General features: G+C 47.4%; 32 protein-coding genes, 1 pseudogene and 1 riboswitch. Of the genes and pseudogenes, 25 read left to right on the top strand and 8 right to left on the bottom strand.

The window, feature by feature from the left end; translation table 11 throughout:
- Positions 1 to 34: 34 nt before the first annotated feature.
- A pseudogene (locus ABDB98_RS15510) lies at positions 35 to 148 on the top strand (tautomerase family protein); the annotation flags it as partial.
- Positions 149 to 184: 36 nt separating this feature from the next.
- Here the strand turns inward: ABDB98_RS15510 and ABDB98_RS15505 are convergent.
- The 4 genes from ABDB98_RS15505 to ABDB98_RS15490 all read right to left on the bottom strand — a co-directional run bounded on the left by ABDB98_RS15505 (position 185) and on the right by ABDB98_RS15490 (position 3,002).
- Positions 185 to 1,780, bottom strand: coding sequence for an MDR family MFS transporter (locus tag ABDB98_RS15505; RefSeq protein ID WP_438420602.1), 1,596 nt, complete (start codon positions 1,778 to 1,780; stop codon positions 185 to 187).
- Between the two features lie 20 nt (positions 1,781 to 1,800).
- Positions 1,801 to 2,262, bottom strand: coding sequence for a MarR family winged helix-turn-helix transcriptional regulator (locus tag ABDB98_RS15500; protein WP_438420601.1), 462 nt, complete (start codon positions 2,260 to 2,262; stop codon positions 1,801 to 1,803).
- 138 nt (positions 2,263 to 2,400) lie between these two features.
- Positions 2,401 to 2,733, bottom strand: coding sequence for a spore coat protein (locus ABDB98_RS15495; protein WP_438420600.1), 333 nt, complete (start codon positions 2,731 to 2,733; stop codon positions 2,401 to 2,403).
- Between the two features lie 11 nt (positions 2,734 to 2,744).
- Positions 2,745 to 3,002 carry a hypothetical protein gene (locus ABDB98_RS15490; RefSeq protein WP_016937996.1) on the bottom strand — a complete coding sequence of 86 codons (258 nt, stop codon included), beginning with the start codon at positions 3,000 to 3,002 and terminating at the stop codon, positions 2,745 to 2,747.
- Positions 3,003 to 3,091: 89 nt separating this feature from the next.
- On the opposite strand from ABDB98_RS15490, the gene ABDB98_RS15485 reads away from it, so the two are divergent.
- Positions 3,092 to 4,000 (top strand): proline dehydrogenase family protein, encoded by a 909-nt coding sequence (locus tag ABDB98_RS15485; protein WP_438420599.1) that lies wholly within the window; start codon positions 3,092 to 3,094, stop codon positions 3,998 to 4,000.
- Positions 4,001 to 4,030: 30 nt separating this feature from the next.
- On the opposite strand, the gene ABDB98_RS15480 is transcribed toward ABDB98_RS15485, so the two are convergent.
- Positions 4,031 to 4,171, bottom strand: coding sequence for a YuzL family protein (locus ABDB98_RS15480; protein WP_076982541.1), 141 nt, complete (start codon positions 4,169 to 4,171; stop codon positions 4,031 to 4,033).
- Between the two features lie 190 nt (positions 4,172 to 4,361).
- Here ABDB98_RS15480 and ABDB98_RS15475 point away from each other — a divergent pair, with 190 nt between their 5' ends.
- From ABDB98_RS15475 to sufB, 19 genes are all read left to right on the top strand, one after another.
- Positions 4,362 to 6,731 (top strand): 3-hydroxyacyl-CoA dehydrogenase NAD-binding domain-containing protein, encoded by a 2,370-nt coding sequence (locus tag ABDB98_RS15475; protein WP_438420598.1) that lies wholly within the window; start codon positions 4,362 to 4,364, stop codon positions 6,729 to 6,731.
- 10 nt (positions 6,732 to 6,741) lie between these two features.
- On the top strand, positions 6,742 to 7,917 hold the full coding sequence (locus ABDB98_RS15470; RefSeq protein ID WP_438420597.1) for an acetyl-CoA C-acetyltransferase: 1,176 nt from the start codon (positions 6,742 to 6,744) through the stop codon (positions 7,915 to 7,917).
- A 19-nt stretch (positions 7,918 to 7,936) separates the two neighbouring features.
- Positions 7,937 to 9,721 (top strand): acyl-CoA dehydrogenase family protein, encoded by a 1,785-nt coding sequence (locus ABDB98_RS15465; RefSeq protein WP_438420596.1) that lies wholly within the window; start codon positions 7,937 to 7,939, stop codon positions 9,719 to 9,721.
- 113 nt (positions 9,722 to 9,834) lie between these two features.
- Positions 9,835 to 10,191, top strand: a complete 357-nt coding sequence (locus ABDB98_RS15460) for an arsenate reductase family protein (RefSeq protein ID WP_049627325.1) — start codon at positions 9,835 to 9,837, stop codon at positions 10,189 to 10,191.
- A 59-nt stretch (positions 10,192 to 10,250) separates the two neighbouring features.
- Positions 10,251 to 10,634, top strand: a complete 384-nt coding sequence (gcvH, locus tag ABDB98_RS15455) for a glycine cleavage system protein GcvH (protein WP_003151844.1) — start codon at positions 10,251 to 10,253, stop codon at positions 10,632 to 10,634.
- 54 nt (positions 10,635 to 10,688) lie between these two features.
- Positions 10,689 to 10,925, top strand: a complete 237-nt coding sequence (locus ABDB98_RS15450; RefSeq protein WP_016938003.1) for a YusG family protein — start codon at positions 10,689 to 10,691, stop codon at positions 10,923 to 10,925.
- Positions 10,926 to 10,992: 67 nt separating this feature from the next.
- Positions 10,993 to 11,355, top strand: coding sequence for a toprim domain-containing protein (locus tag ABDB98_RS15445; RefSeq protein WP_438420595.1), 363 nt, complete (start codon positions 10,993 to 10,995; stop codon positions 11,353 to 11,355).
- Between the two features lie 8 nt (positions 11,356 to 11,363).
- The gene (locus tag ABDB98_RS15440) at positions 11,364 to 11,684 is read left to right on the top strand and encodes a thioredoxin family protein (RefSeq protein WP_016938005.1); all 321 of its coding nucleotides are present in this window, start codon (positions 11,364 to 11,366) and stop codon (positions 11,682 to 11,684) included.
- 96 nt (positions 11,685 to 11,780) lie between these two features.
- On the top strand, positions 11,781 to 12,131 hold the full coding sequence (locus ABDB98_RS15435; protein ID WP_438420594.1) for an SCP2 sterol-binding domain-containing protein: 351 nt from the start codon (positions 11,781 to 11,783) through the stop codon (positions 12,129 to 12,131).
- A 111-nt stretch (positions 12,132 to 12,242) separates the two neighbouring features.
- Positions 12,243 to 12,349, top strand: a riboswitch (SAM riboswitch).
- 105 nt (positions 12,350 to 12,454) lie between these two features.
- A complete protein-coding gene (metN, locus tag ABDB98_RS15430) occupies positions 12,455 to 13,480 on the top strand; it encodes a methionine ABC transporter ATP-binding protein MetN (RefSeq protein WP_438420593.1) in 1,026 nt (341 codons plus the stop codon).
- Positions 13,473 to 14,141, top strand: a complete 669-nt coding sequence (locus ABDB98_RS15425; protein ID WP_016938009.1) for a methionine ABC transporter permease — start codon at positions 13,473 to 13,475, stop codon at positions 14,139 to 14,141. Before metN ends, ABDB98_RS15425 begins: the two co-directional genes overlap by 8 nt.
- A gap of 13 nt (positions 14,142 to 14,154) precedes the next feature.
- The gene (gene metQ / locus ABDB98_RS15420; RefSeq protein ID WP_060964332.1) at positions 14,155 to 14,970 is read left to right on the top strand and encodes a methionine ABC transporter substrate-binding lipoprotein MetQ; all 816 of its coding nucleotides are present in this window, start codon (positions 14,155 to 14,157) and stop codon (positions 14,968 to 14,970) included.
- A gap of 92 nt (positions 14,971 to 15,062) precedes the next feature.
- Entirely contained in the window at positions 15,063 to 15,440 is a 378-nt protein-coding gene (locus ABDB98_RS15415; protein WP_031306536.1) for a carboxymuconolactone decarboxylase family protein, read from the top strand.
- Positions 15,441 to 15,632: 192 nt separating this feature from the next.
- The gene (locus ABDB98_RS15410) at positions 15,633 to 15,785 is read left to right on the top strand and encodes a hypothetical protein (RefSeq protein ID WP_003151857.1); all 153 of its coding nucleotides are present in this window, start codon (positions 15,633 to 15,635) and stop codon (positions 15,783 to 15,785) included.
- Positions 15,786 to 15,962: 177 nt separating this feature from the next.
- Positions 15,963 to 16,748 carry a Fe-S cluster assembly ATPase SufC gene (gene sufC, locus ABDB98_RS15405; RefSeq protein WP_003151872.1) on the top strand — a complete coding sequence of 262 codons (786 nt, stop codon included), beginning with the start codon at positions 15,963 to 15,965 and terminating at the stop codon, positions 16,746 to 16,748.
- A gap of 17 nt (positions 16,749 to 16,765) precedes the next feature.
- Positions 16,766 to 18,079: a Fe-S cluster assembly protein SufD gene (gene sufD, locus ABDB98_RS15400; RefSeq protein ID WP_438420592.1), complete on the top strand. Its 1,314-nt coding sequence runs from the start codon at positions 16,766 to 16,768 to the stop codon at positions 18,077 to 18,079.
- Positions 18,079 to 19,299 carry a cysteine desulfurase SufS gene (gene sufS / locus ABDB98_RS15395; protein ID WP_045926011.1) on the top strand — a complete coding sequence of 407 codons (1,221 nt, stop codon included), beginning with the start codon at positions 18,079 to 18,081 and terminating at the stop codon, positions 19,297 to 19,299. The genes sufD and sufS overlap by 1 nt, the downstream gene beginning before the upstream one ends.
- A complete protein-coding gene (gene sufU / locus ABDB98_RS15390; protein ID WP_003151877.1) occupies positions 19,289 to 19,732 on the top strand; it encodes a Fe-S cluster assembly sulfur transfer protein SufU in 444 nt (147 codons plus the stop codon). Before sufS ends, sufU begins: the two co-directional genes overlap by 11 nt.
- A gap of 19 nt (positions 19,733 to 19,751) precedes the next feature.
- Positions 19,752 to 21,149, top strand: coding sequence for a Fe-S cluster assembly protein SufB (gene sufB, locus ABDB98_RS15385; RefSeq protein ID WP_007410090.1), 1,398 nt, complete (start codon positions 19,752 to 19,754; stop codon positions 21,147 to 21,149).
- Positions 21,150 to 21,184: 35 nt separating this feature from the next.
- Here the strand turns inward: sufB and csn are convergent, their stop codons facing one another.
- Both csn and ABDB98_RS15375 read right to left on the bottom strand, forming a co-directional pair.
- On the bottom strand, positions 21,185 to 22,021 hold the full coding sequence (csn, locus tag ABDB98_RS15380; RefSeq protein ID WP_438420591.1) for a chitosanase: 837 nt from the start codon (positions 22,019 to 22,021) through the stop codon (positions 21,185 to 21,187).
- Positions 22,022 to 22,156: 135 nt separating this feature from the next.
- On the bottom strand, positions 22,157 to 22,618 hold the full coding sequence (locus ABDB98_RS15375) for a DUF2691 family protein (RefSeq protein ID WP_438420590.1): 462 nt from the start codon (positions 22,616 to 22,618) through the stop codon (positions 22,157 to 22,159).
- Positions 22,619 to 22,691: 73 nt separating this feature from the next.
- Here ABDB98_RS15375 and ABDB98_RS15370 point away from each other — a divergent pair, with 73 nt between their 5' ends.
- From ABDB98_RS15370 to ABDB98_RS15360, 3 genes are all read left to right on the top strand, one after another.
- Positions 22,692 to 23,393, top strand: coding sequence for a class I SAM-dependent methyltransferase (locus tag ABDB98_RS15370; protein ID WP_438422154.1), 702 nt, complete (start codon positions 22,692 to 22,694; stop codon positions 23,391 to 23,393).
- A 37-nt stretch (positions 23,394 to 23,430) separates the two neighbouring features.
- A complete protein-coding gene (locus ABDB98_RS15365; protein ID WP_438420589.1) occupies positions 23,431 to 24,546 on the top strand; it encodes an NAD(P)/FAD-dependent oxidoreductase in 1,116 nt (371 codons plus the stop codon).
- 66 nt (positions 24,547 to 24,612) lie between these two features.
- Complete coding sequence (locus tag ABDB98_RS15360) at positions 24,613 to 24,987, top strand: nucleotide excision repair endonuclease (protein WP_003151888.1); 375 nt, start codon at positions 24,613 to 24,615, stop codon at positions 24,985 to 24,987.
- A 39-nt stretch (positions 24,988 to 25,026) separates the two neighbouring features.
- Here ABDB98_RS15360 and ABDB98_RS15355 read toward each other — a convergent pair whose 3' ends face one another.
- Entirely contained in the window at positions 25,027 to 25,299 is a 273-nt protein-coding gene (locus ABDB98_RS15355) for a DUF1648 domain-containing protein (RefSeq protein ID WP_060964347.1), read from the bottom strand.
- A gap of 123 nt (positions 25,300 to 25,422) precedes the next feature.
- Here ABDB98_RS15355 and ABDB98_RS15350 point away from each other — a divergent pair, with 123 nt between their 5' ends.
- Positions 25,423 to 25,953: an SdpA family antimicrobial peptide system protein gene (locus ABDB98_RS15350; protein WP_438420588.1), complete on the top strand. Its 531-nt coding sequence runs from the start codon at positions 25,423 to 25,425 to the stop codon at positions 25,951 to 25,953.
- Positions 25,954 to 25,972: the final 19 nt, after the last annotated feature.

The following is a 25,972-nucleotide window of genomic DNA, read 5'->3' as shown; positions in this document are numbered from 1 at the left end:
ACCCCCATTTCCTATTTCACTTGTTGCGGGGTAGGCACTCCGGCTGCACGAAAAGCTGGGCGTCAGAAAAGATGATGTGTTTATCGTCCTCTCAGGCAATGCGGCGGAAGACTGGTCATTTGGAAACGGAGAGGCCCAGATGATATAAAAAAAAATCCCGCGGCATCCGCGGGATTTTTCTCTATTAAACGGCTTTCGCCTTTTCTTCTTGTTTGCCTGTTTTTTTGTTAGTCAGTTTAATTGATTTAACAAACAGTGTGAGGATCAATCCGGCAGCGATAAAGGCCAGGCCTGTGAAAAACACGCTGTGAAGCGAATCCATCAGTGACGTTTTCAAAACCGGCACGATATGGGAAGAAAATGCGGCCGGAATCTGTTTAATCGATTCCTGGCTGAACAAGGATTGAAGCAGCCCTTCAGGATTCTTGTCAATCATACCTTTAAACTGGTCGGCAAAGGCACTGGCCTGTTTCGGCAGTGAATCTAAGTAAGGCACCAGTCTGTCGGTTAAAAGGCTTCCTGATCTGGCATTCATGACAGCGCCGAGCACCGTAATGCCGAATGTTCCCCCGATCATCCGGAAAAATTGGCTTGATGAAGTCACCACACCCAGCTCTTCTTTTGAGAACGTTTCTTGCAGAGCGAGTGTGAGAAGCGGCATGACGAGCCCCATTCCCAGACCGATCACGGCCATATAGCATGTAGCCGCGAGTTTGCTTGTATCCAGCTGCAAAGTCGTTAATAAGAAGAAGCCGACGGCCATGATCAGCATGCCGATCATGATTTGCGGTTTGATGCCGATCTTATAAACCAGCTGGCCCCCGATAATACTTGTGATGATCATAGATACCATCATCGGCGTCATAATCGTTCCGGACGCGGTAGCGCTGACTCCGATAATTCCCTGCATAAAGAAAGGAACGAACGTAACGGCGCCGAACATGCCGATACTCATGAAAAACCCGATCAGATTCAGTACGGTAAACGTTCTGTTTTTAAACAGGTACATCGGCAGAATCGGCTCTTTTGCTTTGATTTCAGCGAAAATGAATCCGACAATCCCGGCAAGCGCAAGCGCAAAGAGACCGAGAATCTGCCAAGACCCCCATGCATAATCCTTTCCTCCGAAGCTGAGTGCGAGCAGGAGGCTGACGATTCCGACGATCATTGTGAAAATCCCGGCGATGTCAAAGTTAATCGGCCCGGTCTGTTTTCTGCCTTGAAGTCCTCTTGCGATAAAGATGACGGCTAAGATTCCGACAGGCAGGTTGATATAGAAAACCCATTTCCAATTTAAAGAGTCAACAATCCAGCCCCCGATTTGCGGACCGATAACAGAAGCCAGCCCGTAAATCGCCCCGAAAAGCCCTTGGAACTTGGCACGCTGTTTCCCTGTGAACAAATCCCCGATGACGATCATGGCCATCGGCATCATGACACCGCCGCCGATTCCCTGAAGTCCGCGGAAAATAATCAGTTCCGTCATGTTGCTGGCCATTCCGCACAGCGCGGATGCTCCCATAAAAATCAATAAACCTGATACATATACGACGCGCCGCCCTAATAAATCTGCAAGTTTCCCCGCAATCGGGACGATCGTCGTCGAAGTTAAAAGATATGCCGTGGTCAGCCACGTCATCATGCTTAATCCCCCGAGGTCACCCACGATTTTAGGAATCGCCGTTCCTACGATCGTGCCGTCAAGGGCTGAGAAAAACATAGCGATAATTAAGCCCGTTATTAATAATGTGCGTTTTGGATCCTTCTGTTCAATGCTCATGCTTCGGCAGCTCCTCTTTTCTATTCGTTTTCTTTTTGATCAGCCGCGTATTTCTCGGCGGCTTCCGCTACTTTGCGGATGATGTTCACGGACTGAATCAGTTCATCTTCAGTCAGAACGGACAGGTTTCGCGCTAAGATCGCTTTTCTTCCTTCCACGACATCCTCGAATTTCTTCTCGCCTTTTTCGGTAAGGCTGATGTCGATGACACGTCTGTCCTGCTGATTATGTTTGCGGACGATCAGTCCTTTTTGCTCAAGGCGGTCGGCCATCAGCGTCACTGCGCTCGGCTTTACTTCCATACGCTCCGCTATTTCGGAAACTTTGCAGCTTCCTTGTTTTTTCAGGCTGGCTAAAACAAATAATTGGGCAGGAGTCACCTCATGTTTTGCCATGCTTTCCATCATTTCCGGCTGTATGTTTTGCAGCAGCGTCTGAAGGGATTTCTGGATGTCAGACACATATTGATCCGCGTTTTTCATAACTCCTCCTCATCTGGTTCTTCGGGAAAATAATTAACATTAGTTAAATATAAATAAGGATTAAAGATAAGTCAATCCTTTTGGGCAAAAATAAAAAAAGGATTGATGCTTAGTGAAAACATCAAATCCTTTCTTATGTTACTGCTGGTAGGGAGACTGCTGCTGAATGGTCTGCTGGAACTTCTGATACGATTGCTGAAGCTTTTGGGTGTCGGCCGCTTCAATGGAATACCAGCCATTTTGAAACATTACATCGTATAATCTTCTCTGCGCTTTTTGTGACTCATCGAAAATCGCCTGAATATCTTGATAAAGAGACTCGTGGCTGAACTCGTGCAGGGCTGTGCAATATGAAGACGTGATATACTTTTCCGTCGTCAGCAGTTCATTCACCAAGTCTCGGTCATTCATTTGCGCCGTATCGGGCACGGCCGTTTGCGGATTCGTGATTTTTTGATTTTGCTGTTCCATGTATTGTCCTCCTATTGCATATAGCCTGTTGTTGTCTGTCCGCCTTGAGCGGGATTCAGGTGACCCAAGATGTTTTGATAATGCTTGTGGTGCATCCGGCCTATTTGTTCAAGCTCTTGTTTTAACGTCTGATTCTGGCAGTGTTCCGCCATGAAATGCGCTTTTTTCATGGCAAGCAGATTCCAGTTCAGCATGTCTTCAAGATACAAATGGTCTTTCGTTGAGATGACGGCAGGCGGCAAATGTCCGTGCTGCTCCTGGTTATTCATATAAACGCCTCCTTCAATTCTGTTCTTCTTAGCTTTCTCTGCGACCGGGATTTCATACACGAATAAAAGAAAAAGGAGGGAGTTCGCCCTTGCTGCGGAGCATATGTTTATTTTTGTCGAAAAATAAAATGCTTACGAAATTCGCCCAGGCTTACGGCCTCCGCTTCGGCGCGGGAAGATTCGTTGCGGGGGAAACACTTCGAGAAGCTGTAAAAACGGTGAAGCGGCTGAACCAAAACGGGCTGTCGGCCTCGATAGATTATCTGGGTGAATATGCTGGGTCCCGGAAGGATGCCAAAAGGACGGCCGAAGAATGCAAAAAAGCAATCAGGGCGATCGCCGAGAATCAATTGGACTGTGAGCTGTCGCTGAAATTAACATCCATTGGTCTGGATATTTCTGAGAATCTCGCCGAACAGCACATCAGAGACATATTGACGGAGGCAAAAGAACACTGCGTCCCAGTCACGATTGACATGGAGGACTATTCCAGATGCGCCCGCACGCTTGATCTGTATAAGCGGTGCAAACCGGATTTTCCGATGCTCGGCACCGTCATTCAGGCTTATTTGTACCGCGCGGCTGAAGACATCAGCAGCCTGATGCCATATAAGCCGCGGCTCAGGCTTGTAAAAGGCGCATACAAAGAATCAGCGTCCGTTGCGTTTCCTGATAAAAAAGGGACCGATCTTCATTTCCATCAGCTGATTAAGCTGCAGCTTTTGAGCGGGCATGAAACAGCGGTGGCGACACATGATGACGACATGATTTCGTATACGAAAACACTCATCAGCGAGCATCAGATTCCCCGGGAGCAGTTTGAATTCCAAATGCTGTACGGCATCAGAACGGAGCGGCAGAAGAAGCTTGCCGAAGAAGGATACAGGATGAGGGTGTACGTCCCGTACGGAACCGATTGGTACGGCTACCTGATGAGAAGAATTGCCGAACGCCCGGCAAATGCGGCGTTTGTGCTGAAAGGAATCTTCAAAAAATAACGGCTGCCTTAAAAAAGCAGCCGCAGTATGTTACTCCATGTTGTCTTTTTTATATTGCTGATTTTGGCTTGTCCGCTTGCCGCCGCCGTATTTTTGCTTCGGTCCCGCATTTCCTTTCATGCTTGCCGCGCTCACTGCGCCGGAAGACGGATCTTTTCTCCCTCGCACCATTCCCTTCACCTCCGGGTTTAAGTTTCCCGCCTGCGGCACGGAACATGCGGAAGCCAAAAAATTTAAAAAAATTCCATATTTGCTATTGAAGTCATCCTGAAAATCTTTTAAGATGAAAGAAGAAAAGGGTTTCATTTTTTTTGCCGAAAAAATGAATGACTATTCATTCAAAGTTCAAGGGGGATGACTCATGCACAAGTTTATAAAGAAAGCAGCCGTTCTCGGGTCAGGCGTCATGGGGTCCGGAATTGCCGCGCACTTGGCTAACATCGGAATTCCCGTCCTGCTGCTTGATATTGTGCCAAACGAGCTGACAAAGGATGAGGTGAAAAAAGGGCTGACATTAGAAAGCCCGGAGGTCCGCAGCAGACTGAGCCGATCGGCCATGCAAAAGCTGCTGAAGCAAAAACCGGCGCCGCTGACTTCAGCTGCCAATCTCGATTATATAACGGCGGGGAATTTGGAAGATGACGCGGCTGAGTTGAAGGATGCCGATTGGATTATTGAAGTCGTCGTCGAAAATCTTGACGTGAAAAAACAGATTTTCTCACTTGTTGATGAATACCGGAAACCGGGAAGCATCGTGTCCAGCAATACGTCCGGTATCTCCGTCACAAAAATGGCGGAAGGCAGATCTGCCGATTTTAAAGCTCATTTCTTAGGAACCCATTTCTTTAATCCGGCCCGCTACTTGAAGCTTCTGGAAATCATTCCGATTCAGGAAACAGATCCTGACGTATTGCAATTTATGACTTCATTTGCCGAAAATACACTCGGAAAAGGTGTCGTCATCGCAAAAGACACGCCTAACTTTATCGCTAACCGCATCGGTACGTACGGCCTGTTGGTCACGGTAAGGGAAATGCTTTCCTCCGGCTGCCGCATCGGCGAGGTGGACACGGTGACCGGGCCTTTGATCGGCAGACCGAAAAGCGCGACCTTCAGAACCCTTGACGTCGTGGGGCTTGATACATTCGCCCATGTGGCAAAAAATGTTTATGATAAAGCCGACGGCGCTGAAAAAGACATGTTTAAGCTGCCGGAATTTATGAATGACATGCTGAAAAACAATTGGCTGGGCAGCAAATCAGGCCAAGGTTTTTACAAAAAAGAAGGTAAAACAATATATGAGCTCGATCCGCTTACCATGACATACGGCGAGCGCTCGAAAATGAAGACGCCCGCTTTAGAAGCCGCCAAACAGGCAAAGGGTGCCAAAGGGAAAATGAAAGCGCTTATATACTCTGATGACCGCGCCGGCCGCCTGCTTTGGAATATCACGTCGCAAACTCTCTTATACTCAGCCCGGCTTTTAGGTGAAATCGCTGATGATATCAAAGCGATTGACGACGCCATGAAATGGGGCTTCGGCTGGGAGCTAGGCCCGTTTGAAATATGGGATGCCATCGGTGTCAGAACATCAGCGGAGCGGCTTGAACAAGAAGGCGCAGAACTTCCCGGCTGGGTGAAAGAAATGCTTGACGAGGGCCATGAAACATTTTATATGAAGGAAAACGGAAGACGATTTTACTATTCAGACGGCCAATACAGGGCTGTGAAAGAAAATCCGAAACGGATCAGCCTGCAAACGGTAAAGGAAACAAAGGGCGTGATCAGCAAAAACAGCGGCGCCAGTCTGATTGATCTCGGCGATGATATCGCGCTGCTGGAATTTCATACGAAAAGCAACGCGATCGGCTTAGACATTATTCAGATGATTGACAATGCGCTTGAGGAAACGGAGCGGAATTATAAAGGTCTTGTCATCGGAAACCAAGGCAGACATTTCTGCGCGGGAGCAAACCTGGCGATGATTTTAATGGAAGCTCAGGATGATAACTTCATGGAAGTCGATTTTGTCATCCGCCGTTTTCAGCAGACGATGCTGAACATCAAATACAGCGCCAAACCTGTTGTGGCGGCGCCGTTCGGAATGACACTCGGCGGAGGAACGGAAGTCTGTCTTCCGGCAGCACGCGTTCAGGCGGCGAGCGAATCGTATATGGGTCTTGTCGAAACCGGCGTCGGCCTTATTCCGGGCGGCGGGGGAAATAAAGAGCTGTACATGAATTACTTGAACAGCGGAAGTGAACTGATGGACGCGGCCATTAAAACCTTCGAAACCATTGCGCTTGCCAAAGTGTCCGGCTCGGCGCACGAAGCCCGTGATATGAAGATTTTGTCTGCGGCAGACCGCATCAGCATGAATCAGGATCACCTGCTGCACGATGCGAAACAGCTGGCTGCTTATTTATATGACAGCGGATACCGCCCGCCTGCCCGCAAAAAAGTAAAAGTCACGGGAGAAACCGGCTGTGCGGCGTTACTGCTCGGAGCAGACCAAATGAGAAGATCCGGCTATTTATCAGATCACGATATGAAGATTGCGAAGAAGCTGGCCCATGTCATTGCCGGAGGAAGAGTCCCGTTCGGCACGGAGGTTTCAGAAGAATATTTACTTGAGATTGAAAGAGAAGCCTTTTTAAGCCTCGCTGGCGAGGCGAAATCTCAAGCGAGAATGCAGCATATGCTGGTCAAAGGCAAACCTTTACGGAACTAGGAGGGTGTTTATGAGAGAAGCAGTCATTGTGGCCGGTGCGAGAACGCCGGTCGGTAAAGCGAAAAAAGGGTCGCTTGCAGCTGTTCGTCCTGATGATTTAGGCGCGCTTTGTGTGAAAGAAACGCTGAAACGGGCAGGCGGATATGAAGGAAACATCGATGACTTAATTATCGGATGTGCAACACCAGAAGCCGAACAAGGATTAAATATGGCGCGGAATATCGGTGCGCTGGCGGGGCTTCCTCATACGGTGCCGGCCATTACGGTGAACCGCTACTGCTCTTCCGGACTCCAATCCATTGCTTACGGCGCGGAAAAAATTATGATCGGCGCGGGCGACACCGTCATCGCCGGCGGTGCGGAATCCATGTCGCAAGTTCCGATGATGGGGCATGTGACCCGCCCGAATATCGCTTTGGCGGAGCATGCGCCTGAGTATTACATGAGCATGGGGCATACGGCCGAGCAGGTCGCCGAAACATACGGCGTATCCAGAGAAGACCAGGATGCATTTGCCGTCCGCAGCCATCAGAATGCCGCAAAAGCCCTTAAAGAAGGGAAATTTAATGACGAAATCGTGCCGGTTGAAGTATCGCTGACAGAAGTCGGGGATGACCATAAGCCGCGGAAAAAACAATTTACCTTTTCTCAAGATGAAGGCGTGCGCCCCGGCACATCGGCGGACGTATTGGCAAAGCTCCGTCCGGCTTTTTCTAAAACGGGAACCGTGACGGCCGGGAACTCTTCACAAACGAGTGACGGCGCGGCTGCTGTCATGCTGATGGATCGCGAAAAAGCTTCGTCGCTCGGATTGACGCCGCTAGTCAAATTCCGTTCCTTTGCCGTAGGCGGCGTTCCCCCTGAGGTCATGGGGATCGGTCCGATCGAAGCCATTCCGCGGGCGCTCAAGCTTGCCGGACTCGAATTACAGGATATCGGGCTTTTTGAATTGAATGAGGCCTTTGCTTCACAGGCCATTCAAGTTATCAGATCACTGGGAATAGATGAAGAAAAGGTGAACGTCAATGGGGGCGCCATCGCGCTCGGACATCCGCTCGGCTGCACGGGGACGAAGCTGACCCTGTCACTCATACATGAAATGAAACGAAGAAACGAGCAATTCGGCGTGGTGACGATGTGCATCGGAGGCGGCATGGGCGCTGCCGGCGTATTTGAGCTCATTTAAACAAAAGGGGGAAACGAATATGAAACAGGAAACGGTCAACGTCAAAAAAGGCGGCAGCTTTCTGATTGAGGAGACGGGATATGATCAAATATTCACTCCGGAGGACTTTACAGACGAACATAAAATGATCGGCAAAACGACAGAAGACTATGTCGTAAACGATGTGCTTCCTTATATTGATGAAATTGAAAACCATCAGTTTGAGCATTCAGTCAGACTGCTCAGAAAAGCCGGAGACTTGGGCCTCCTCGGAGCAGACGTGCCTGAAGAGTATGGAGGCATCGGCTTGGATAAAATCAGTTCAGCCTTCATTACGGAAAAATTTTCGCGTGCCGGCAGCTTTTCGCTATCTTACGGCGCTCACGTCGGTATCGGCTCATTGCCGATCGTGTTCTTCGGAACGGAAGAACAGAAAAAAACCTATTTGCCGGACTTGGCTTCAGGACAAAGAATCGCGGCATACGCCTTAACTGAGCCCGGTTCAGGTTCAGATGCCCTCGGCGCGAAAACAACGGCCGTTTTGAATGAAGCGGGCACACATTATATTCTCAACGGAGAAAAACAATGGATTACTAACTCCGCCTTTGCAGATGTCTTTGTCGTCTACGCAAAAGTGGACGGAGATAAGTTTTCCGCATTTATCGTAGAGAAAAATTATCCGGGCGTGTCAACAGGCCCTGAAGAGAAAAAAATGGGGATTAAAGGTTCATCGACGAGAACGCTGATTTTAGATCAGGCGGAAGTGCCGAAAGAGAACCTTCTTGGCGAAATCGGAAAAGGCCATGTCATCGCCTTTAATATCCTGAATATCGGACGCTACAAGCTTGCCGTCGGCACAATCGGCGCTTCTAAACGGGTGATTGAGCTGTCTGCCGCTTACGCAAACCAGCGCCGGCAATTTAAAACGCCGATTTCAAGCTTCACGCTCACTCAGGAAAAGCTTGCGACAATGTCGGCACGGCTTTACGCCATGGAGAGCTCTGTATACAGAACAGTGGGCTTGTTCGAAGATAATATGAGCCGGCTGACGGAAGAAGCGCAAAAAGACGGACGCGAAGTCGCAAAGTCAATCGCCGAGTACGCGATTGAATGCTCGCTCAACAAAATGTGCGGATCTGAAACGCTTGATTACATTGCCGACGAAGGCGTTCAAATTCACGGCGGTTACGGGTTTATGCAGGAATATGAAGTGGAGCGCGCCTACCGTGACTCGCGAATCAACAGAATTTTTGAAGGCACAAATGAAATCAACCGCCTGATCGTAACGAGCACGTTCCTGAAAAAAGCCGTAAAAGGGCAGCTTCCGCTCTTTGAAAAAGCGAAGGCGCTCCAGGAAGAGCTCATGATGCTGATGCCTGAAGAGCCGGGCTCAGAGCCTCTTGAACAGGAGAAATACATTGTCAGACAGGCGAAAAAGATCGCCCTCTTGACAGCGGGGCTCGCGGCGCAGAAATACGGAAAAGAGATCGAAGGCGAGCAGGAAATCATGGTGAACATCGCTGATATCGTCAGCGCGGTGTACGCTTTGGAATCTGCCGTCCTCAGAACGGAAAAAGCGATTGCGGCGGACGGTGCCGAAAAAGCCGCGCAAAAGCTGTTATATACGGAGATCTTTGCCCAGGAAGCCCTTCAGAATATTGAAGCGCATGCCAAAGAATCACTGATCGCCATGGAGGAAGGAGATTCCCTCCGCATGATGCTTTCCGTGCTGCGCAAACTGACGCGCCTGACACCGAAAAATCTGATCCGGAAAAAACGTGAAGCGGCTGCCGCTGTCTTCCGTGAAGAAAAATATATCGTCTGATCACATGCTGTAAGCGCTCCTTCATCCGGAGCGCTTTTTCATGAAGCAACGTTATAGGTTTTTACAAGTGATTGTGTTAAAATAACGACGATCATTTACAAGGGGTGAAGAAGATGTCGTTAAATTTTTACTGGTACCCTAAATGCGGAACGTGCCGTAATGCGAAAAAATGGCTGGAAGACCGCGGTAAGGAAATAAACGAAATACATATTGTGGAGGAAACTCCGTCGAAAGAAGAAATTAAAGACCTCTATGAAAAGAGCGGACTTGAGCTGAGAAAGTTTTTCAACACGAGCGGCATGAAATACCGCGAGCTGAACCTAAAGGAAAAACTGTATCACATGTCAGAGGATGAACAGCTTGACCTTCTGGCATCTGACGGTATGCTCCTGAAACGCCCGATTACGACAGACGGCGAAAAAGTCACCGTCGGCTTCAAAGAAGACCAATTCGAAAAATATTGGATGTAATGCCGCGTTCTAAGAATTATGGTATCTTCTTATTATAAGAAAAAATTGGAGGGATTTAGATGAGCACACCGAAAGATATGCGTTATTCCAAAGAGCACGAATGGGTCAAAGTTGAGGACGGAAAAGCCCGTATCGGGATTACACATTTCGCGCAAGCCGAACTTGGCGATATCGTATTTGTCGAGCTTCCGGAAGTCGGCGCTGAAATTAAAGCGGACGAGCCATTCGGCAGCGTAGAATCCGTCAAAACCGTATCCGAATTGTACGCACCGATTAACGGAACGGTGACGGAAGTGAACGAAGACCTTGATGACAGCCCTGAATTCGTAAACGAGTCTCCATATGAAAAAGCGTGGATGATCGTCGTAGAACCGGCTGATGCTGAAGAAATCGAAAACCTCATGACTTCCGAGCAATATGACGAAATGACACAGGAAGACTGATCGGATAGCAAAAGGGCCATTTGGACATTCTATCTGTAACGGGAGGTGTCTAATATGGCTTTTGATAAACAAAAGGTCGATGTGACGGAAAACGTCACGGGCCGCTTTCAAAACGGCAGGTTTTCCTTGTTTCATGAAAATGAAGCCATCGGCGAGATGACAGGCATGAACCAGTACGAGCTCAAACAGGGCTTTTCATTTGAGAATCAAAAATTTTATAAAACAGCCGATGTCATAAACGGCAGTGATCCGAAATATGTGGATTGCGATTATGAGAACGGCTGGTGTTAACAGTTGGCGGTGAATTTCACTGCCTTCTTTTTTAATCTGACGCTAAAACAATCGGCAGGTGATGCTTATGAACAACGAAGATGAAAAGGTGATCATCGTAGAAGGGAAATCGGATAAAATCAAAGTCAGAGAAGTGCTCATCGAACCCGCGGAAATCGTCTGTACAAACGGGACGATCGGCCAAACCGAACTGGAAGATTTGGCGGACCGCCTGTTTGACAGAGACGTCTTTATATTAACGGACGCAGATGAATCCGGAGAAAAATTAAGAAAACAGCTGAAACGGGAGCTTCCCGAAGCGCGCCATATCTATATAGACAGAACATACAGGCAAGTCGAGTCGTGCCCGGGCCATCATCTCGCATCTGTGCTGATCAGAGCCGGCCTTGATGCAGACCCTGTATTTTTGAAAAAGAACGACCTGAGGTGATAATCAAAATGAAAGAACTCCAAGAAAATGAACTCGAATTGATTCAGGATGACGTCTATCTCCTGTATTTGTACACCCCGTTTTGCGGCACATGCCAGCTGGCGTCCAAGATGCTTTCTGTCGTCGAAGAAATGCTGCCCGGCACCGCCTTCTATAAAAACAACGTGAATTATTCCCCCGCATTCGCCAAAGCCTATCAGATTGAAAGCGTTCCGTGCTTTTTGCTGTTTAAAGGCGGAGAACTTGTTGAGAAAGGATACGCCTTCCGCTCCGTTTCCTATTTATATGAGCTGATTAAACAAAAAACATCGCAAACGTTCCCGATGTGACAATTTTTACAGGAAAATGTCGTGCGGTTTATAAAGGGTTCTGTCCGTTAAAAAGAGAAAGTGTATGTATGGCCATTAAAACGGGAGGTTATACGAGTGGAGAAAATAGAAGTTTTGGAGAATGACGGACAGCATCTGTTTTTGAAACCGCTATTAAACGCCTCAACGCTGCTGATTACATTCCAGGGAGAAAAAGAAGCCTTAACGGTCTCAATTAACGGACAGGGAGAAATGAGAAAAACGTCAGTTTCAAAGGAAAAATCTAATTTGACCTTTTACGGAAACCAGGCGGAAATCATCCATCTCCTGCACGGTGATGTCTCTTTGCAGAAGCTCATCCAAAGCGGAAAACTCAAAGTGAAAGGATCATTCCGGGCCCTGCTGAAGCTGGAGGCCATCCTCTGGCTGACAAACGGATTTTTTCAGACGATCAGCAAACAGCCGTAAACTGCCAATCTACTATGTGACAATAGCTTCCATTATTTATTTTATTGACTTTTTATCATTCGCCGTGCTATTCTACAGTAAGAATTTCCGGACGAAAATACGATATGTTTTCTCTTATCAAGAGAGGTGGAGGGAAGTGCCCTATGAAGCCCGGCAACCATCAACGATGTTGAAATGGTGCCAATTCACTCAAAGCGGTCTGCTTTGAAAGATGAGAGAAAGGCCTTTTTCAATAAGCCTTTCTGCTCATTTTTGCAGAAAGGCTTTTCTTTTGCGTAGAAAACCGGAAGATTTCTTAGAATAGTGTAAGGCAGGTGATTGCTTTGATCCATCTTCAAAATGTTTCAAAAATTTATAAAGCGAAGCATGGGGATGTCAATGCTGTCCAAGATGTCACTCTTGATATCAAAAAGGGCGAAATATTTGGAATTATAGGATATAGCGGAGCTGGTAAAAGTTCCTTAATCCGTCTTTTGAACGGCCTTGAAAAGCCGACGTCAGGCATCGTGGAAGTTGCAGGGACGGAATTAAATAAAGTAAGCAGCCGCGGGCTGAGAAAAGCGCGTCAGGAAATCAGCATGATTTTCCAGCATTTTAACCTTTTGTGGTCGCGCACCGTCCGGGAGAACATTATGTTTCCGCTGGAAATCGCCGGTGTGAAAAAAAGCGAACGGGTCCGCCGCGCCGATGAGCTGATTAAACTGGTCGGATTAGAGGGGAAAGAAAAGTCTTATCCGTCACAGCTGAGCGGCGGTCAAAAGCAGCGTGTCGGCATCGCCCGGGCGCTCGCCAATAATCCGAAAGTCCTTCTGTGCGATGAAGCGACATCAGCGCTCGACCCGCAGACGACCGATTCAATTTTGGATCTTTTATCCGATATAAATGACAGACTCGGTCTGACGATCGTGCTCATTACCCATGAAATGCACGTCATCCGAAAAATCTGCAACAGAGTCGCCGTTATGGAAAACGGGAAAGTCGTTGAAGAAGGCGAAGTGCTCCAAGTTTTCAGAAACCCGCGCGAACCGATGACCAAGCGTTTCGTTCAGCAGGTGACAGAACCGGAGGAGACGAAAGAAACCATCCAGCATTTTCTGCAGGAAACCGCGACAGGAAAAACGATTCAGCTTTCATTTGTCGGGCAGGCCGCCGAGCAGCCCCTCATTACGGAGATGATCCGAAACTTTGAGGTGGACGTCAATATTCTGCAGGGGAAAATCTCACAGACGAAGGACGGAGCCTACGGTTCTTTATTCATCCATATTGACGGTCAGGAAAAAGAAGTAGAAAACGTGATCCGGTTCATCAAAGACAAACAGGTAGAAGCAGAGGTGATCACAAATGTTTGAAAAATGGTTCCCGAACGTTGATTTAACCGAGCTGTGGACGGCCACATACGAGACCCTTTATATGACGGTCATCGCCTTAGTCTTTTCATTTGTCATCGGAGCGATACTCGGTCTTCTGCTCTTTTTAACGGGCAAGGGAAGCTTATGGGAAAATAAAATCATTAACACCGTGATTGCGGCGGTCGTTAATATTTTCAGGTCTATTCCGTTTCTTATTTTAATTATTCTGCTTCTCGGCTTTACTAAGATTTTAGTCGGCTCGATTTTAGGGCCGAACGCCGCATTGCCTGCGCTGATTATCGGCTCCGCGCCGTTTTATGCCCGGCTTGTTGAAATTGCGCTGCGTGAGGTCGATAAAGGAGTCATCGAAGCTGCCAGATCAATGGGAGCAAAGACATCGACGATTATCTTCAAAGTGCTGATTCCTGAATCAATGCCTGCGTTAATTTCGGGCATCACCGTTACAGCCATCGCCCTGATCGGATCTACCGCCATTGCCGGCGCCATCGGCTCAGGCGGACTCGGAAACCTTGCATATGTAGAGGGGTACCAGTCCAATAATACGGATGTAACGTTTGTAGCAACTGTATTTATACTCATCATCGTCTTTATCATTCAAATCATCGGTGATGTGATTACAAATATAATAGACAAAAGATAAGGGAGGATTTACATTGAAAAAGATTGTACTAAGTGCGCTGCTGCTTGTGTTCGCGGGAGTTTTGGCCGCCTGCGGATCAAACGGATCAAATAAAAAGGAAATCGTCGTCGCTGCGACAAAGACGCCGCACGCTGAAATCTTAAAAGAAGCGGAGCCGCTCCTGAAGGAAAAAGGCTACACATTAAAAGTAAAAGTGCTGAACGATTACAAAATGTACAACAAAGCGTTAGCTGATAATGAAGTGGATGCGAACTACTTCCAGCATGTTCCTTACCTTGAACAGGAAATGAAAGAAAATAAAGATTACAAACTCGTGAATGCCGGAGCCGTTCACCTTGAGCCGTTCGGTATTTATACGAAAAAATACAAATCACTGAAAGACCTGCCTAAAGGCGCGACCATCATCATGACAAACAACGTCGCTGAACAAGGCCGTATGCTGGCAATGCTTGAAAAAGCCGGACTGATTACACTTGATCCGAAGGTAAAAACGATTGACGCCACTACGAAAAACATTACGAAAAACCCGAAAGACCTGACATTCAAAAAAATCGCCCCTGAATTAACGGCGAAAGCATATAATGAAGAAGAAGGCGATGCAGTCTTCATTAACGTCAACTATGCGATTCAAAACAAACTGAATCCGTTAAAAGATGCGATTCAAGTAGAATCAACGAAAAACAACCCGTACGCAAACATCATCGCTGTGCGAAAAGGCGACGAAAAATCAGCGAAAATCAAAGCGCTTATGGAAGTGCTTCACTCTAAGAAAATCAAAGACTTTATTGAGAAAAAATACGACGGAGCCGTGCTTCCTGTATCTGAATAAAGCAAAAACCCCGGATGGATCATCCGGGGTTTTTTTCGGGTATTAATCGGAGAACTGTCCATAATAAAAAGGAAGGTTAACGATTGGAGGGAATGGCAGTGGCTCAATACCAGGATAACGGAAAAAGCGTGCATGACGCATTGAAACAATATAAAGAAGGTTTAGGCATATTCGAGCAAAAAATGCCGATGATGGGGCGGAAGTTTAATGAATTTACTGAACAGTGTTTTTCAGCGGATTCATTAACTGAAAAAGAGAAACAATTAATCGCTCTGGGCATCAGCATCAGCGCTCAAGATGAATTTTGCATGATTTATCACACGAAAGGCTGTCTTGATCAGGGTGCGACAGAGGAAAACATCCTTGAGGTCATCAGCGTCGCGGCGGCATTCGGGGGAGGCGCGGCCCTCAGTCAGGGAGTAACCCTCGTGCAGCAGTGCATTCAGGAATTCGGGCATACAACGCATTAGAAAGAGCAATCGTATGAATACCGTTTTTCAGATAAAGCCAGCGCCGGTTATCGGCACATTCGAAAGGATTCAGGGGCACACTCCCTTTGGCCGGAGCAGAGGATCATTGTTACAATAGAAGCAAATATATGAAGGGATTGATTCATTATCTGCACCAGCCACGAGAGACTGGACCTTGACTATACGCCTGAAATGGAAAAAGCGATGCAGAAGTCACACGGCATCGGCTACGAGGAATACGGACGGCGTCTTTCAAAAAGGATGGAAGTCGAACGGCAGAGGGAGCTTGAGTACCAAAAAAGCAAGTTCCTCGCAGCGCAGCTTAATGAGAAAATCGGTCAGTAAAAAAGGGTGGAATTCCGCCCTTTTTCTGTTTTAAACAGCTTTAATTACACCCTGATCTTTGATAAACTTTAGGAATGTTCCGGGTAATATAAAAAGTTGTATTTACTTTTCATTTGTTATAAAATTAGAATGAGAATAAATTGAGAATAATGATTATATATTTTTGGAGGTATAGATATGGCTGCTTCAACATTAACGATCAAGGATCTTCACGTTGAAATCGAAGGAAAAGAGATCTTAAAAGGTGTAAACCTTGAAATAAAAGGCGGCGAATTCCACGCTGTCATGGGGCCGAACGGTACCGGTAAATCAACGCTTTCTGCAGCGATTATGGGACATCCGAAATACGAAGTCACTAAAGGCAGCATCACGCTTGACGGCAAGGATGTACTGGAAATGGAAGTGGACGAGCGCGCTCAGGCGGGTCTTTTCCTTGCGATGCAGTACCCAAGTGAAATCAGCGGTGTGACGAATGCCGACTTCCTTCGCTCTGCGATTAACGCACGCCGCGAAGAAGGCGATGAAATTTCTCTTATGAAATTCATCCGCAAAATGGACGAAAACATGGAGTTCCTTGAAATGGACCCTGAAATGGCGCAGCGTTACCTGAACGAAGGTTTCTCAGGCGGGGAGAAAAAACGCAACGAAATCCTTCAGCTTATGATGATCGAGCCGAAAATCGCCATTCTTGACGAGATCGATTCAGGTCTTGATATCGATGCGCTTAAAGTCGTTTCTAAAGGAATCAACAAAATGCGCAGCGAAAACTTCGGCTGCTTAATGATCACTCACTATCAGCGCCTTCTGAACTACATCACGCCGGATGTCGTTCACGTTATGATGCAGGGACGCGTTGTGAAATCAGGCGGTGCGGAGCTTGCACAGCGCCTTGAAGCGGAAGGTTATGACTGGATTAAACAAGAACTCGGCATTGAAGACGAAACTGTAGGTCAAGAAGCGTAAGCGTTAGGGGGATTAACATGACATTGGAAACGAAACTATCCGTAGATCAGGAATATGTCAAAGGCTTTTCCGAAAAGCATCAAGAACCTGCCTGGCTGAAAAACCTGCGCTTACAGGCTCTTGAAAAAGCTGAAGATCTGCCGCTGCCTAAGCCTGATAAAACAAAAATCACAAATTGGAACTTTACAAAGTTCAACAAGCATACAGTAGAAAACGCGCCGCTTGCTTCTTTGGAAGATTTAGCTGATGAAGCAAAAGCGCTGATCGATATCGAAAACGAAGACAAAACGTTATATGTGCAGCGTGACCAAACGCCTGCATTCCTGTCTCTCTCTAAAGAGCTGAAAGACAAAGGCGTTATTTTCACGGACATCTTAACGGCTGCCCGTGAGCACAGCGACCTCGTTGAGAAATACTTCATGAAAGACGGAGTAAAGGTCGACGAGCATAAACTGACTGCGCTTCATGCGGCATTAATGAACGGCGGAGCATTCCTTTATGTTCCTAAAAACGTTCAGGTGGAGACGCCTGTTCAGGCCGTTTACGTTCATGAAAGCAATGACACGGCATTGTTCAACCACGTGCTGATCGTCGCTGAAGACCACAGCTCCTTCACTTACGTTGAGAACTATATCAGCACGGTGAATCCGAAAGAAGCTGTATTCAACATTATCAGTGAAGTGATCACAGGTGATAATGCCAGCGTGACGTACGGTGCCGTTGACAACTTGTCAGCAGGCGTCACAACATACGTCAACCGCCGCGGAGCCGCGCGCGGACGCGACAGCAAAATCGAGTGGGCGCTCGGTCTGATGAACGACGGCGACACGATTTCTGAAAACACAACAAACCTCTACGGAGACGGCACATACGGCGATACGAAAACCGTGGTTGTCGGAAGAGGAGAACAGACGGAAAACTTTACGACGCAGATCATCCACTTCGGTAAAGCTTCAGAAGGCTATATTCTGAAGCACGGAGTCATGAAAGATGCCGCATCTTCCATCTTTAACGGCATCGGCAAAATTGAGCACGGCGCGTCTAAAGCAAACGCTGAACAGGAATCCCGCGTCTTGATGCTGAGTGAAAAAGCACGAGGCGACGCAAACCCGATTCTGTTAATTGATGAAGACGATGTAACTGCAGGACATGCGGCATCTGTCGGCCGTGTGGACCCTATTCAGCTTTACTACCTGATGAGCCGGGGAATTGCGAAAGAAGAAGCAGAACGCTTAGTCATTTACGGATTCCTTGCTCCGGTGGTAAAAGAACTTCCGATTGAAGGAGTTAAGAAACAGCTCGTCTCCGTCATCGAAAGGAAAGTAAAATAATGAATATCACTGATATTCGTGAACAGTTCCCGATCCTTCATCAGCAAGTGAACGGACATGACCTCGTGTACCTTGACAGCGCGGCGACTTCTCAGAAGCCGCGGTCAGTCATTGAAGCAGTGGATCAGTATTACAGCAAATACAATTCCAATGTTCACAGAGGCGTTCATACTCTTGGCACAAGAGCGACAGACGGCTATGAAGGAGCGCGTGAAAAAGTCCGTAAGTTTATCAATGCGAAGTCAATGGCTGAGGTCATTTTCACAAAAGGCACGACAACTTCACTGAATATGGTGGCGCTGAGCTATGCCCGCGCCAGCTTAAAACCAGGTGATGAAGTGGTCATCACCCAAATGGAGCATCATGCGAATATCATCCCGTGGCAGCAGGCTGTAAAAGCAACCGGCGCGACTTTAAAGTATATCCCGATGCAGGAAGACGGCACGCTTTCGCTGGAAGACGTCCGGCAGACGGTCACAAGCCATACGAAGATCGTGGCGGTCGCTCATGTGTCAAACGTGCTCGGCACGATCAACCCGATTAAAGAAATCGCCAAAATCGCTCATGACAACGGCGCGGTCATCGTGGTGGACGGAGCGCAGAGCACACCGCACATGAAAATCGACGTTCAGGATCTGGATTGCGACTTCTTCGCGCTTTCTTCCCATAAAATGTGCGGCCCGACGGGAATCGGCGTGCTGTATGGCAAGAAAGAACTGCTTGAGAATATGGAGCCGGCCGAATTTGGCGGCGAGATGATCGACTTTGTAGGGCTTTATGAATCAACTTGGAAAGAGCTTCCGTGGAAGTTTGAAGCAGGCACGCCGATTATCGCAGGCGCAATCGGATTGGGAGCCGCGATTGATTTTCTTGAAGAGGTCGGACTCGACGAGATTTCCCGGCATGAGCATAAGCTTGCGGCCTATGCGCTTGACCGTTTCGAACAGCTCGACGGCGTGACGGTATACGGACCGAAAGAGCGGGCGGGCCTTGTGACATTTAACCTTGATGAGGTTCACCCTCATGATGTCGCGACTGTCCTTGATGCTGAGGGCATTGCGGTCAGAGCCGGCCATCATTGCGCCCAGCCGCTCATGAAATGGCTGGATGTATCTGCTACTGCGAGAGCGAGTTTTTATCTGTATAATACAGAGGAAGAGATCGATAAGCTCGCGGAAGCTCTCCAAAAGACAAAGGAGTACTTTACAAATGTCTTTTAATGCAAATTTAGATACATTATACAGACAAGTGATCATGGATCATTACAAAAATCCGCGCAACAAAGGGGTTTTGGATGACAGCATCGTCGTCGATATGAACAACCCGACTTGCGGCGACCGGATCAGACTGACAATGAAGCTTGACGGCGATACCGTTCAGGAAGCGAAGTTTGAAGGGGAAGGCTGCTCCATCTCCATGGCTTCAGCTTCCATGATGACGCAGGCGATTAAAGGAAAAGATATTGATACCGCCCTTTCCATGTCTAAGATTTTCTCAGACATGATGCAAGGGAAAGAGTATGACGACTCAATAGATCTCGGGGATATTGAAGCCCTTCAAGGCGTTTCGAAATTCCCGGCCCGGATTAAATGTGCCACCCTTTCATGGAAAGCACTTGAAAAAGGAGTCGCTGGCGAAAAAGGCGGCAATTAAAAGATTGGAGTGAAAATGGATGGCTAAAAAAATGCCTGAAATTGGTGAATACAAGTACGGTTTTCACGATAAGGACGTTTCCATTTTCCGTTCAGAGCGCGGATTGACAAAAGAAATCGTAGAAGAAATTTCACGCATGAAAGAAGAGCCTCAATGGATGCTTGATTTCCGCCTGAAATCTCTTGAGCATTTCTACAACATGCCGATGCCGCAGTGGGGCGGGGATTTAAACTCTTTAAACTTTGACGAAATTACGTACTACGTAAAACCGTCTGAGCGTTCAGAGCGTTCTTGGGATGAAGTGCCTGAGGAAATTAAACAGACATTCGACAAACTCGGTATTCCTGAAGCTGAGCAAAAATACCTTGCCGGTGTTTCTGCACAGTACGAATCTGAGGTTGTGTACCACAACATGAAAGAAGATCTTGAAGAGCAAGGCATCGTCTTCAAAGACACAGACAGCGCGCTGAAAGAAAATGAAGACATTTTCCGCGAGCACTGGGCGAAAGTCATTCCGCCGACTGATAACAAGTTTGCGGCGCTGAACTCAGCTGTATGGTCCGGCGGATCTTTCATCTACGTGCCAAAAGGCGTGAAGGTTGAAACACCGCTTCAAGCGTACTTCCGTATCAACTCTGAAAACATGGGCCAGTTCGAACGCACGCTGATCATCGTTGACGAAGAAGCAAGCGTTCATTACGTAGAGGGCTGTACGGCTCCTGTGTACACGACAAACTCACTTCACAGCGCGGTTGTTGAAATCATCGTCAAAAAAGGCGGCTACTGCCGTTATACAACAATCCAAAACTGGGCGAACAACGTTTACAACCTTGTAACGAAACGTACGGTTTGTGAAGAAAACGCGACAATGGAATGGGTTGACGGAAACATCGGTTCTAAATTGACGATGAAATATCCGGCTGTCATTCTGAAAGGTGAAGGCGCGCGCGGCATGACGCTTTCTATCGCTCTTGCGGGCAAAGGACAGCATCAGGACGCAGGTGCGAAAATGATTCACCTTGCACCGAATACGTCATCCACAATCGTATCAAAATCGATTTCAAAGCAAGGCGGAAAAGTAACGTACCGCGGAATCGTCCACTTCGGACGGAAAGCGGACGGCGCCCGTTCAAACATCGAGTGCGATACGCTCATTATGGATAACAAATCAACTTCTGATACAATCCCTTACAATGAAATTCTGAACGACAACATTTCATTGGAGCACGAAGCGAAAGTATCAAAAGTTTCTGAAGAACAGCTTTTCTACTTGATGAGCCGCGGTATTTCTGAAGAAGAAGCAACAGAAATGATCGTTATGGGCTTCATCGAGCCGTTCACAAAAGAACTTCCGATGGAATACGCAGTTGAAATGAACCGTTTGATCAAGTTCGAAATGGAAGGTTCCATCGGTTAATAGTAAAACCCCGCCACATGGCGGGGTTTTTTGTTTTATTGAATCGTGAAATTTCCGTATTCGCTTGACCGGACATGAATCGGTCCGTTTAAATTGTAGTTCTTCTCTTTGACAATATCGCGGAAAACGTCGACACGGGCAACCGATTCTCTCCATTCATCCTGGGTGTCCTCATCTGACGGATTCATCAGATCATCATAGCGTACATCCAAAAATTTATTTAACCATTTCTTCTCGTCGGTTCCGTCTTTCGGTGACCCGCCCATTTTTTTGTTCGTGCGTTTAATCAGGGCATAGAAGGAGTCTGGATCATCGCCGTCGCCGTGCTGAATCACCGTATCGTACATCACCGCTTTTGCTAATGCCGTTTTCAGTCCGGCTTGCTCTGAACGTTTCATCGCCGGCTGATAATACAAGCTGTCATTTACCCTATCCTGAGCAGCACGGAAGGCCTTATCATTGCCAAGTGAGCGCCAGGCAGAAGCGAATCCTTTCAGATTGCTGGTGTCATCGCTCTCGTCCTTTGCAAGACGCCGTAATTCAGGCAAATACTTTTTCAAGTTGTTATTCGGCACCGCTTTCGTGTATACTTCGACTACTTCCAGTGCATCTCCGGTAGCCGTCGTAAAGCCGGCCCGGCCGCAGGTGTAACCTCTTCCGTCATCCAATGCTTCAACATAGCCGTATTGGATTTCCGTCTTGCCGTTTTCAAAGATGCTGGTCAGCTGTTCCGCCCGGCGCTTCTGATCCTTATTCAGCCCGGCCGCAAAAACCGTACCGCTCATCATCAGGGTAAAAAACATGGTGAAAATAAGAGATGAAACCGCCGTCTTCTTCCAAAAACCTGCTTTTTTTTTCAAACTGATTTTCATTGTCATACCCCTTTCATATGTAAGTTACGCACTCAGTATACATGAGGGGGTTATTTTTTGTTGAAAACACACGAATTTGTCAAAATTTTGAATCATAAGCCCTATCCGACGCTTCATAAAAAGAACGCATCTTCATCAGACAGAAAATTCCGTTCTCTCATCATTCTCATCTGTAACATAGTCAATGCGGTGAAACCCGCGTTGTACAGCCTGCTGAAAAAGAGCCTCGAGCATGTCCGGATCTTTGCAATATAACGTTACATACGAGCAATCCGCGATGAGAAGCACAAGTTCACAGGAACTCTCCACATACTCCTCGTACGTATTGATTTCCGTTACCATCCCGCTCGGGAAAGCTTTCAATTCAGCAAAAATCATATAATAAAGGTTTCCTTCCAGACGCTGACGGAGTTCTTGACCCTCAATGATGCGCTGATTTTGCGGAAACAGCTCTGTATCGGTGTCTTCTTTGAACTCAGTATACGCCTCTCCATCACCGATAAACCACGTATAGGAAGAGATGGGGAATGGTTTTAATATATCTGCCGCAAACTGTCCGAATTCATTTGGGATGTCAAAGGTAATGCCGCGTTTCATATTGTCCTCTCTCCTTTCGGCTTTTGAATATTATGGTATACTAGTTGGATAAATATTGAAAGGGCTTGACGGTATAACAACACGATACGGAATTGATGCGCCTTATGGGGCGTTTGGGTTTATCTTACTTGCGATCCTTTATGCCGCAGGCACGTTATGCGGCATGATTCCTGTTTTCTGGGGCTGGCTGACGGGCGCCTTGTTTTTAGTGCCCGGACTTTGGATGCTCTTGTATTCAACGGCCATTCAACTTTCACACCGCCATCGTATTCTGGCGCTTTCCGGTTTAAAGCCGGACATGAAGGTGCTTGATATTGGGACGGGACGGGGGCTGTTAGCCATCGCCGCGGCTCAAAAAGGCGCTGACGTCTCAGCGATTGACAAATGGTCAGGCTGGGATCTGGGCGGAAACGGGAGAGACGCATTTGAAAAGAACAGACGGGCAGAAGGAGCGCCGGAGATTGCTTTGTATGACGGGCTCGCGCAAGACATGCCGTTTCCTGATAAAACGTTTGACCTTGTCATTTCACATTTTGTCGTACACAACATTTCAGGCAGAAAAGAGAGGGAACGGGCGATCGCGGAAATGGCGCGAGTGCTGAAACCTGACGGAACACTGGTTGTGTCAGATATAAAAAATACGTCTCAATACAGAAAGCTTCTTGAGGAAAACGGCTTCCGGACAAGAACTTATTCCTTTTATTATACGTTTCCGTTTTCGAAACTCATCATTGCTGTCAGGACTCCGGTAGGAACCGGGCGCTCCATTTGTTAAAATAAATAAGACAAAACAGATAGAAAAGGTGTTACACATGAAGTCTTATATCATTATCGGAGCCGGCATTCTCGGTGCGTCAGCGGCTTATCATCTCGCAAAGGCCGGTGCGGATGTAACGGTCATTGACCGGAAACATAAGGGGCAGGCGACTGACGCTGCGGCGGGGATCGTCTGCCCGTGGCTGTCGCAGCGCCGCAATCAGGCATGGTATGCGATCGCAAAAGGCGGAGCCCGTTATTATAACCAATTGATACAGCAGCTTGAAGCCGACGGAGAAACGGACACCGGTTATCAAAAGGTCGGTGCCGTCAGTCTCCATACGGATGAAAAAAAGCTCAGCCAAATGGAGGAAAGAGCTTATAAAAGAAGAGAGGACGCTCCGGAAATCGGTGACATTACAAGACTCACTCCGGCAGAAACGAAGGCATTGTTTCCTGCGCTGTCGGAGGAATACGGAGCGGTTCATATCAGCGGTGCGGCCCGGGTGAACGGCAGGGAGCTTCGTAAGGCGCTGTTAAACGCTGCCGTTAAGCACGGCGCGGCTGTTTACAATGAAGAGGCGTCAATATTGACAGAGGACGGTGCCGTCATCGGTGTGAAAACCGCAGAACGCACGCTTTTGGCCGACCAGGTTCTCGTAACGGCCGGCGCTTGGGCGAGAGAGCTGCTTGAGCCGCTCGGCATCCGCTTTTCAGTATCGTACCAAAAGGCGCAGATCGTTCATTTAGAGCTTCAGGATGAGGATACGGGCGGCTGGCCGGTCGTCATGCCTCCAAATGATCAATACATTCTCGCGTTTGCAAACGGCCGGATTGTAGCGGGCGCGACTCATGAAAACGATACCGGCATGGATTTGCGGGTGACGGCCGGCGGTCTCCGCGAGATTTTTGATAAAGCATTAACCGTGGCGCCGGGGCTTTCAGACAGTACTTTGATGGAGACAAGAGTCGGTTTCCGGCCGTTTACTCCCGGTTTTCTACCCGTCATCGGCAGACTGCCGAATATCAGCGGACTTCTCGTTGCCAACGGGCTGGGCGCCTCAGGGCTGACGAGCGGGCCGTATCTGGGGGCTGAACTGGCGAAACTCGCGCTCGATCAGCAGACAGAAATTGATTTGAGCCTTTATGATCCGGCCGGGGCGCTTGAATAAAAATTAGCTTTTAGCGCATTCTTATGATAGGATGGAGCTTTAATGAATAAGAGGACGTGACCCATTTTGATAAAAATAAACCTTCCTGCTCCTGATGTAACCATTACGGAACGGCAGCAGTCACCGTCGGAAAATGAACCGGCGATTAAAGCGATTTACGGTTTCATTGATTTTCACCGAATTCCGAGAGACAAAGGCGGCATCTTTATGTTTTATAACATTCATGATGAGCTGCTGTTTGTCGGGAAAGCCCGTAAATTAAGACAAAGAATCAAAAAGCATTTTGAAGACAATGTGTCGCCTGTTAAACATCACAGGGACGAAGTGTATAAAATTGAAGTATGTGTCGTCAATGATCCGATGGAAAGGGAAATTTACGAAACGTACGCGATCAATACCCTTCAGTCGAAATACAACATTGAGAAAGTATTTTATAAATAAGGAAAACCGGAGCCCTTCAAGGCTCCGGTTTTATTGTTGTTACAGTGCCAGCCACAGCACCGCGATGTGGACGATCAGCAGAAAGTATACGACGAGGAATAACTGGACGATCCGTTTTCTGAATAACATACAGACAACCATAAGCACGGGTAAAATCAGAACGCCGGCCGTTTTATTAATAGCTGTATTCGGACGGTTCGACACGTCATAGTGAATGGCCATATCAGCAGGAAGCAACGGATAAAACACAATCGACAGAATAAAGGCGAGAGCCACAGCTCCCCACAGCACCTTATCATTCATCAAAAACATATGAACACTCCTTTTTTACATATAATAGTATATTAGTCCGAAAAATCTAATTTATCAATATTTTACCTGTTGAATGGTGTATAATCATGTCAATGAAATTTCCAAACAATAGGAGGGTTTCGATTGACTGACAAGAAGCAAACCGGCATGTTTTCATTCTTTCTTTTTATCATGGCCGCCTGGATCATCGTTTTGTTTTTAACCGTTATCGCGGCACTGCCAAGCTCCGCCATCCAATTAACCAAACATCAATCCAAAACCGTTTCTATGATTTATCCGCAAAGCTGGGGGTTTTTCAGTAAAGATCCGAGAGAAGACAGCCTGAATATCTATCTTCTTGATGCCGGGGAGGAGCTCAGATGGCCGAATAATTCTCTGAAAAACGTGATCGGCTTAAATCGGCACGGACGGACGCAAGGGATAGAACTCGGCCTTATGCTGGAAAAGCTGCCTTCCAAAGAAAAGTGGAACGACTTCACGGCCGGCCAAGACTTTAAGAATACCACATTTTTGAAGGTGAAAAATGAGTCTCCCTCCCCAAGGCTGAAAGGAAAAATGATCATTACATATGAACGCATTACCCCATGGGCATGGAGCAGCCATACTGAAACGAAACGAACCATCAAAAAATACATCGGAGTGGATGTCAATTGATTCAGGATGCAAAAAAGCA

The organism is Bacillus siamensis (assembly GCF_051628075.1).
In the GTDB taxonomy this organism is placed as follows: domain Bacteria; phylum Bacillota; class Bacilli; order Bacillales; family Bacillaceae; genus Bacillus; species Bacillus siamensis.
The sequence above is the reverse complement of the archived record's forward strand: the minus strand, read 5'-3'. Positions and strand labels throughout refer to the sequence as shown.

Excerpts from the sequence above, each read along its gene's own strand:
- sufC (WP_003151872.1), top strand. The coding sequence starts at position 15,963 with ATGGCTGCTTCAACATTAACGATCAAGGATCTTCACGTTGAAATCGAA.
- ABDB98_RS15440 (WP_016938005.1), top strand. The coding sequence starts at position 11,364 with ATGAAAGAACTCCAAGAAAATGAACTCGAATTGATTCAGGATGACGTC.
- csn (WP_438420591.1), bottom strand. The coding sequence starts at position 22,021 with ATGAAAATCAGTTTGAAAAAAAAAGCAGGTTTTTGGAAGAAGACGGCG.
- ABDB98_RS15465 (WP_438420596.1), top strand. The coding sequence starts at position 7,937 with ATGAAACAGGAAACGGTCAACGTCAAAAAAGGCGGCAGCTTTCTGATT.
- ABDB98_RS15500 (WP_438420601.1), bottom strand. The coding sequence starts at position 2,262 with ATGAAAAACGCGGATCAATATGTGTCTGACATCCAGAAATCCCTTCAG.
- ABDB98_RS15365 (WP_438420589.1), top strand. The coding sequence starts at position 23,431 with ATGAAGTCTTATATCATTATCGGAGCCGGCATTCTCGGTGCGTCAGCG.
- ABDB98_RS15470 (WP_438420597.1), top strand. The coding sequence starts at position 6,742 with ATGAGAGAAGCAGTCATTGTGGCCGGTGCGAGAACGCCGGTCGGTAAA.
- ABDB98_RS15445 (WP_438420595.1), top strand. The coding sequence starts at position 10,993 with ATGAACAACGAAGATGAAAAGGTGATCATCGTAGAAGGGAAATCGGAT.
- ABDB98_RS15415 (WP_031306536.1), top strand. The coding sequence starts at position 15,063 with ATGGCAGTGGCTCAATACCAGGATAACGGAAAAAGCGTGCATGACGCA.
- ABDB98_RS15480 (WP_076982541.1), bottom strand. The coding sequence starts at position 4,171 with ATGGTGCGAGGGAGAAAAGATCCGTCTTCCGGCGCAGTGAGCGCGGCA.
- ABDB98_RS15375 (WP_438420590.1), bottom strand. The coding sequence starts at position 22,618 with ATGAAACGCGGCATTACCTTTGACATCCCAAATGAATTCGGACAGTTT.
- ABDB98_RS15475 (WP_438420598.1), top strand. The coding sequence starts at position 4,362 with ATGCACAAGTTTATAAAGAAAGCAGCCGTTCTCGGGTCAGGCGTCATG.
- ABDB98_RS15460 (WP_049627325.1), top strand. The coding sequence starts at position 9,835 with ATGTCGTTAAATTTTTACTGGTACCCTAAATGCGGAACGTGCCGTAAT.
- ABDB98_RS15410 (WP_003151857.1), top strand. The coding sequence starts at position 15,633 with ATGGAAAAAGCGATGCAGAAGTCACACGGCATCGGCTACGAGGAATAC.
- ABDB98_RS15355 (WP_060964347.1), bottom strand. The coding sequence starts at position 25,299 with ATGTTTTTGATGAATGATAAGGTGCTGTGGGGAGCTGTGGCTCTCGCC.
- sufD (WP_438420592.1), top strand. The coding sequence starts at position 16,766 with ATGACATTGGAAACGAAACTATCCGTAGATCAGGAATATGTCAAAGGC.
- ABDB98_RS15505 (WP_438420602.1), bottom strand. The coding sequence starts at position 1,780 with ATGAGCATTGAACAGAAGGATCCAAAACGCACATTATTAATAACGGGC.
- sufU (WP_003151877.1), top strand. The coding sequence starts at position 19,289 with ATGTCTTTTAATGCAAATTTAGATACATTATACAGACAAGTGATCATG.
- ABDB98_RS15425 (WP_016938009.1), top strand. The coding sequence starts at position 13,473 with ATGTTTGAAAAATGGTTCCCGAACGTTGATTTAACCGAGCTGTGGACG.
- ABDB98_RS15450 (WP_016938003.1), top strand. The coding sequence starts at position 10,689 with ATGGCTTTTGATAAACAAAAGGTCGATGTGACGGAAAACGTCACGGGC.
- ABDB98_RS15495 (WP_438420600.1), bottom strand. The coding sequence starts at position 2,733 with ATGGAACAGCAAAATCAAAAAATCACGAATCCGCAAACGGCCGTGCCC.
- sufB (WP_007410090.1), top strand. The coding sequence starts at position 19,752 with ATGGCTAAAAAAATGCCTGAAATTGGTGAATACAAGTACGGTTTTCAC.
- sufS (WP_045926011.1), top strand. The coding sequence starts at position 18,079 with ATGAATATCACTGATATTCGTGAACAGTTCCCGATCCTTCATCAGCAA.
- ABDB98_RS15490 (WP_016937996.1), bottom strand. The coding sequence starts at position 3,002 with ATGAATAACCAGGAGCAGCACGGACATTTGCCGCCTGCCGTCATCTCA.
- gcvH (WP_003151844.1), top strand. The coding sequence starts at position 10,251 with ATGAGCACACCGAAAGATATGCGTTATTCCAAAGAGCACGAATGGGTC.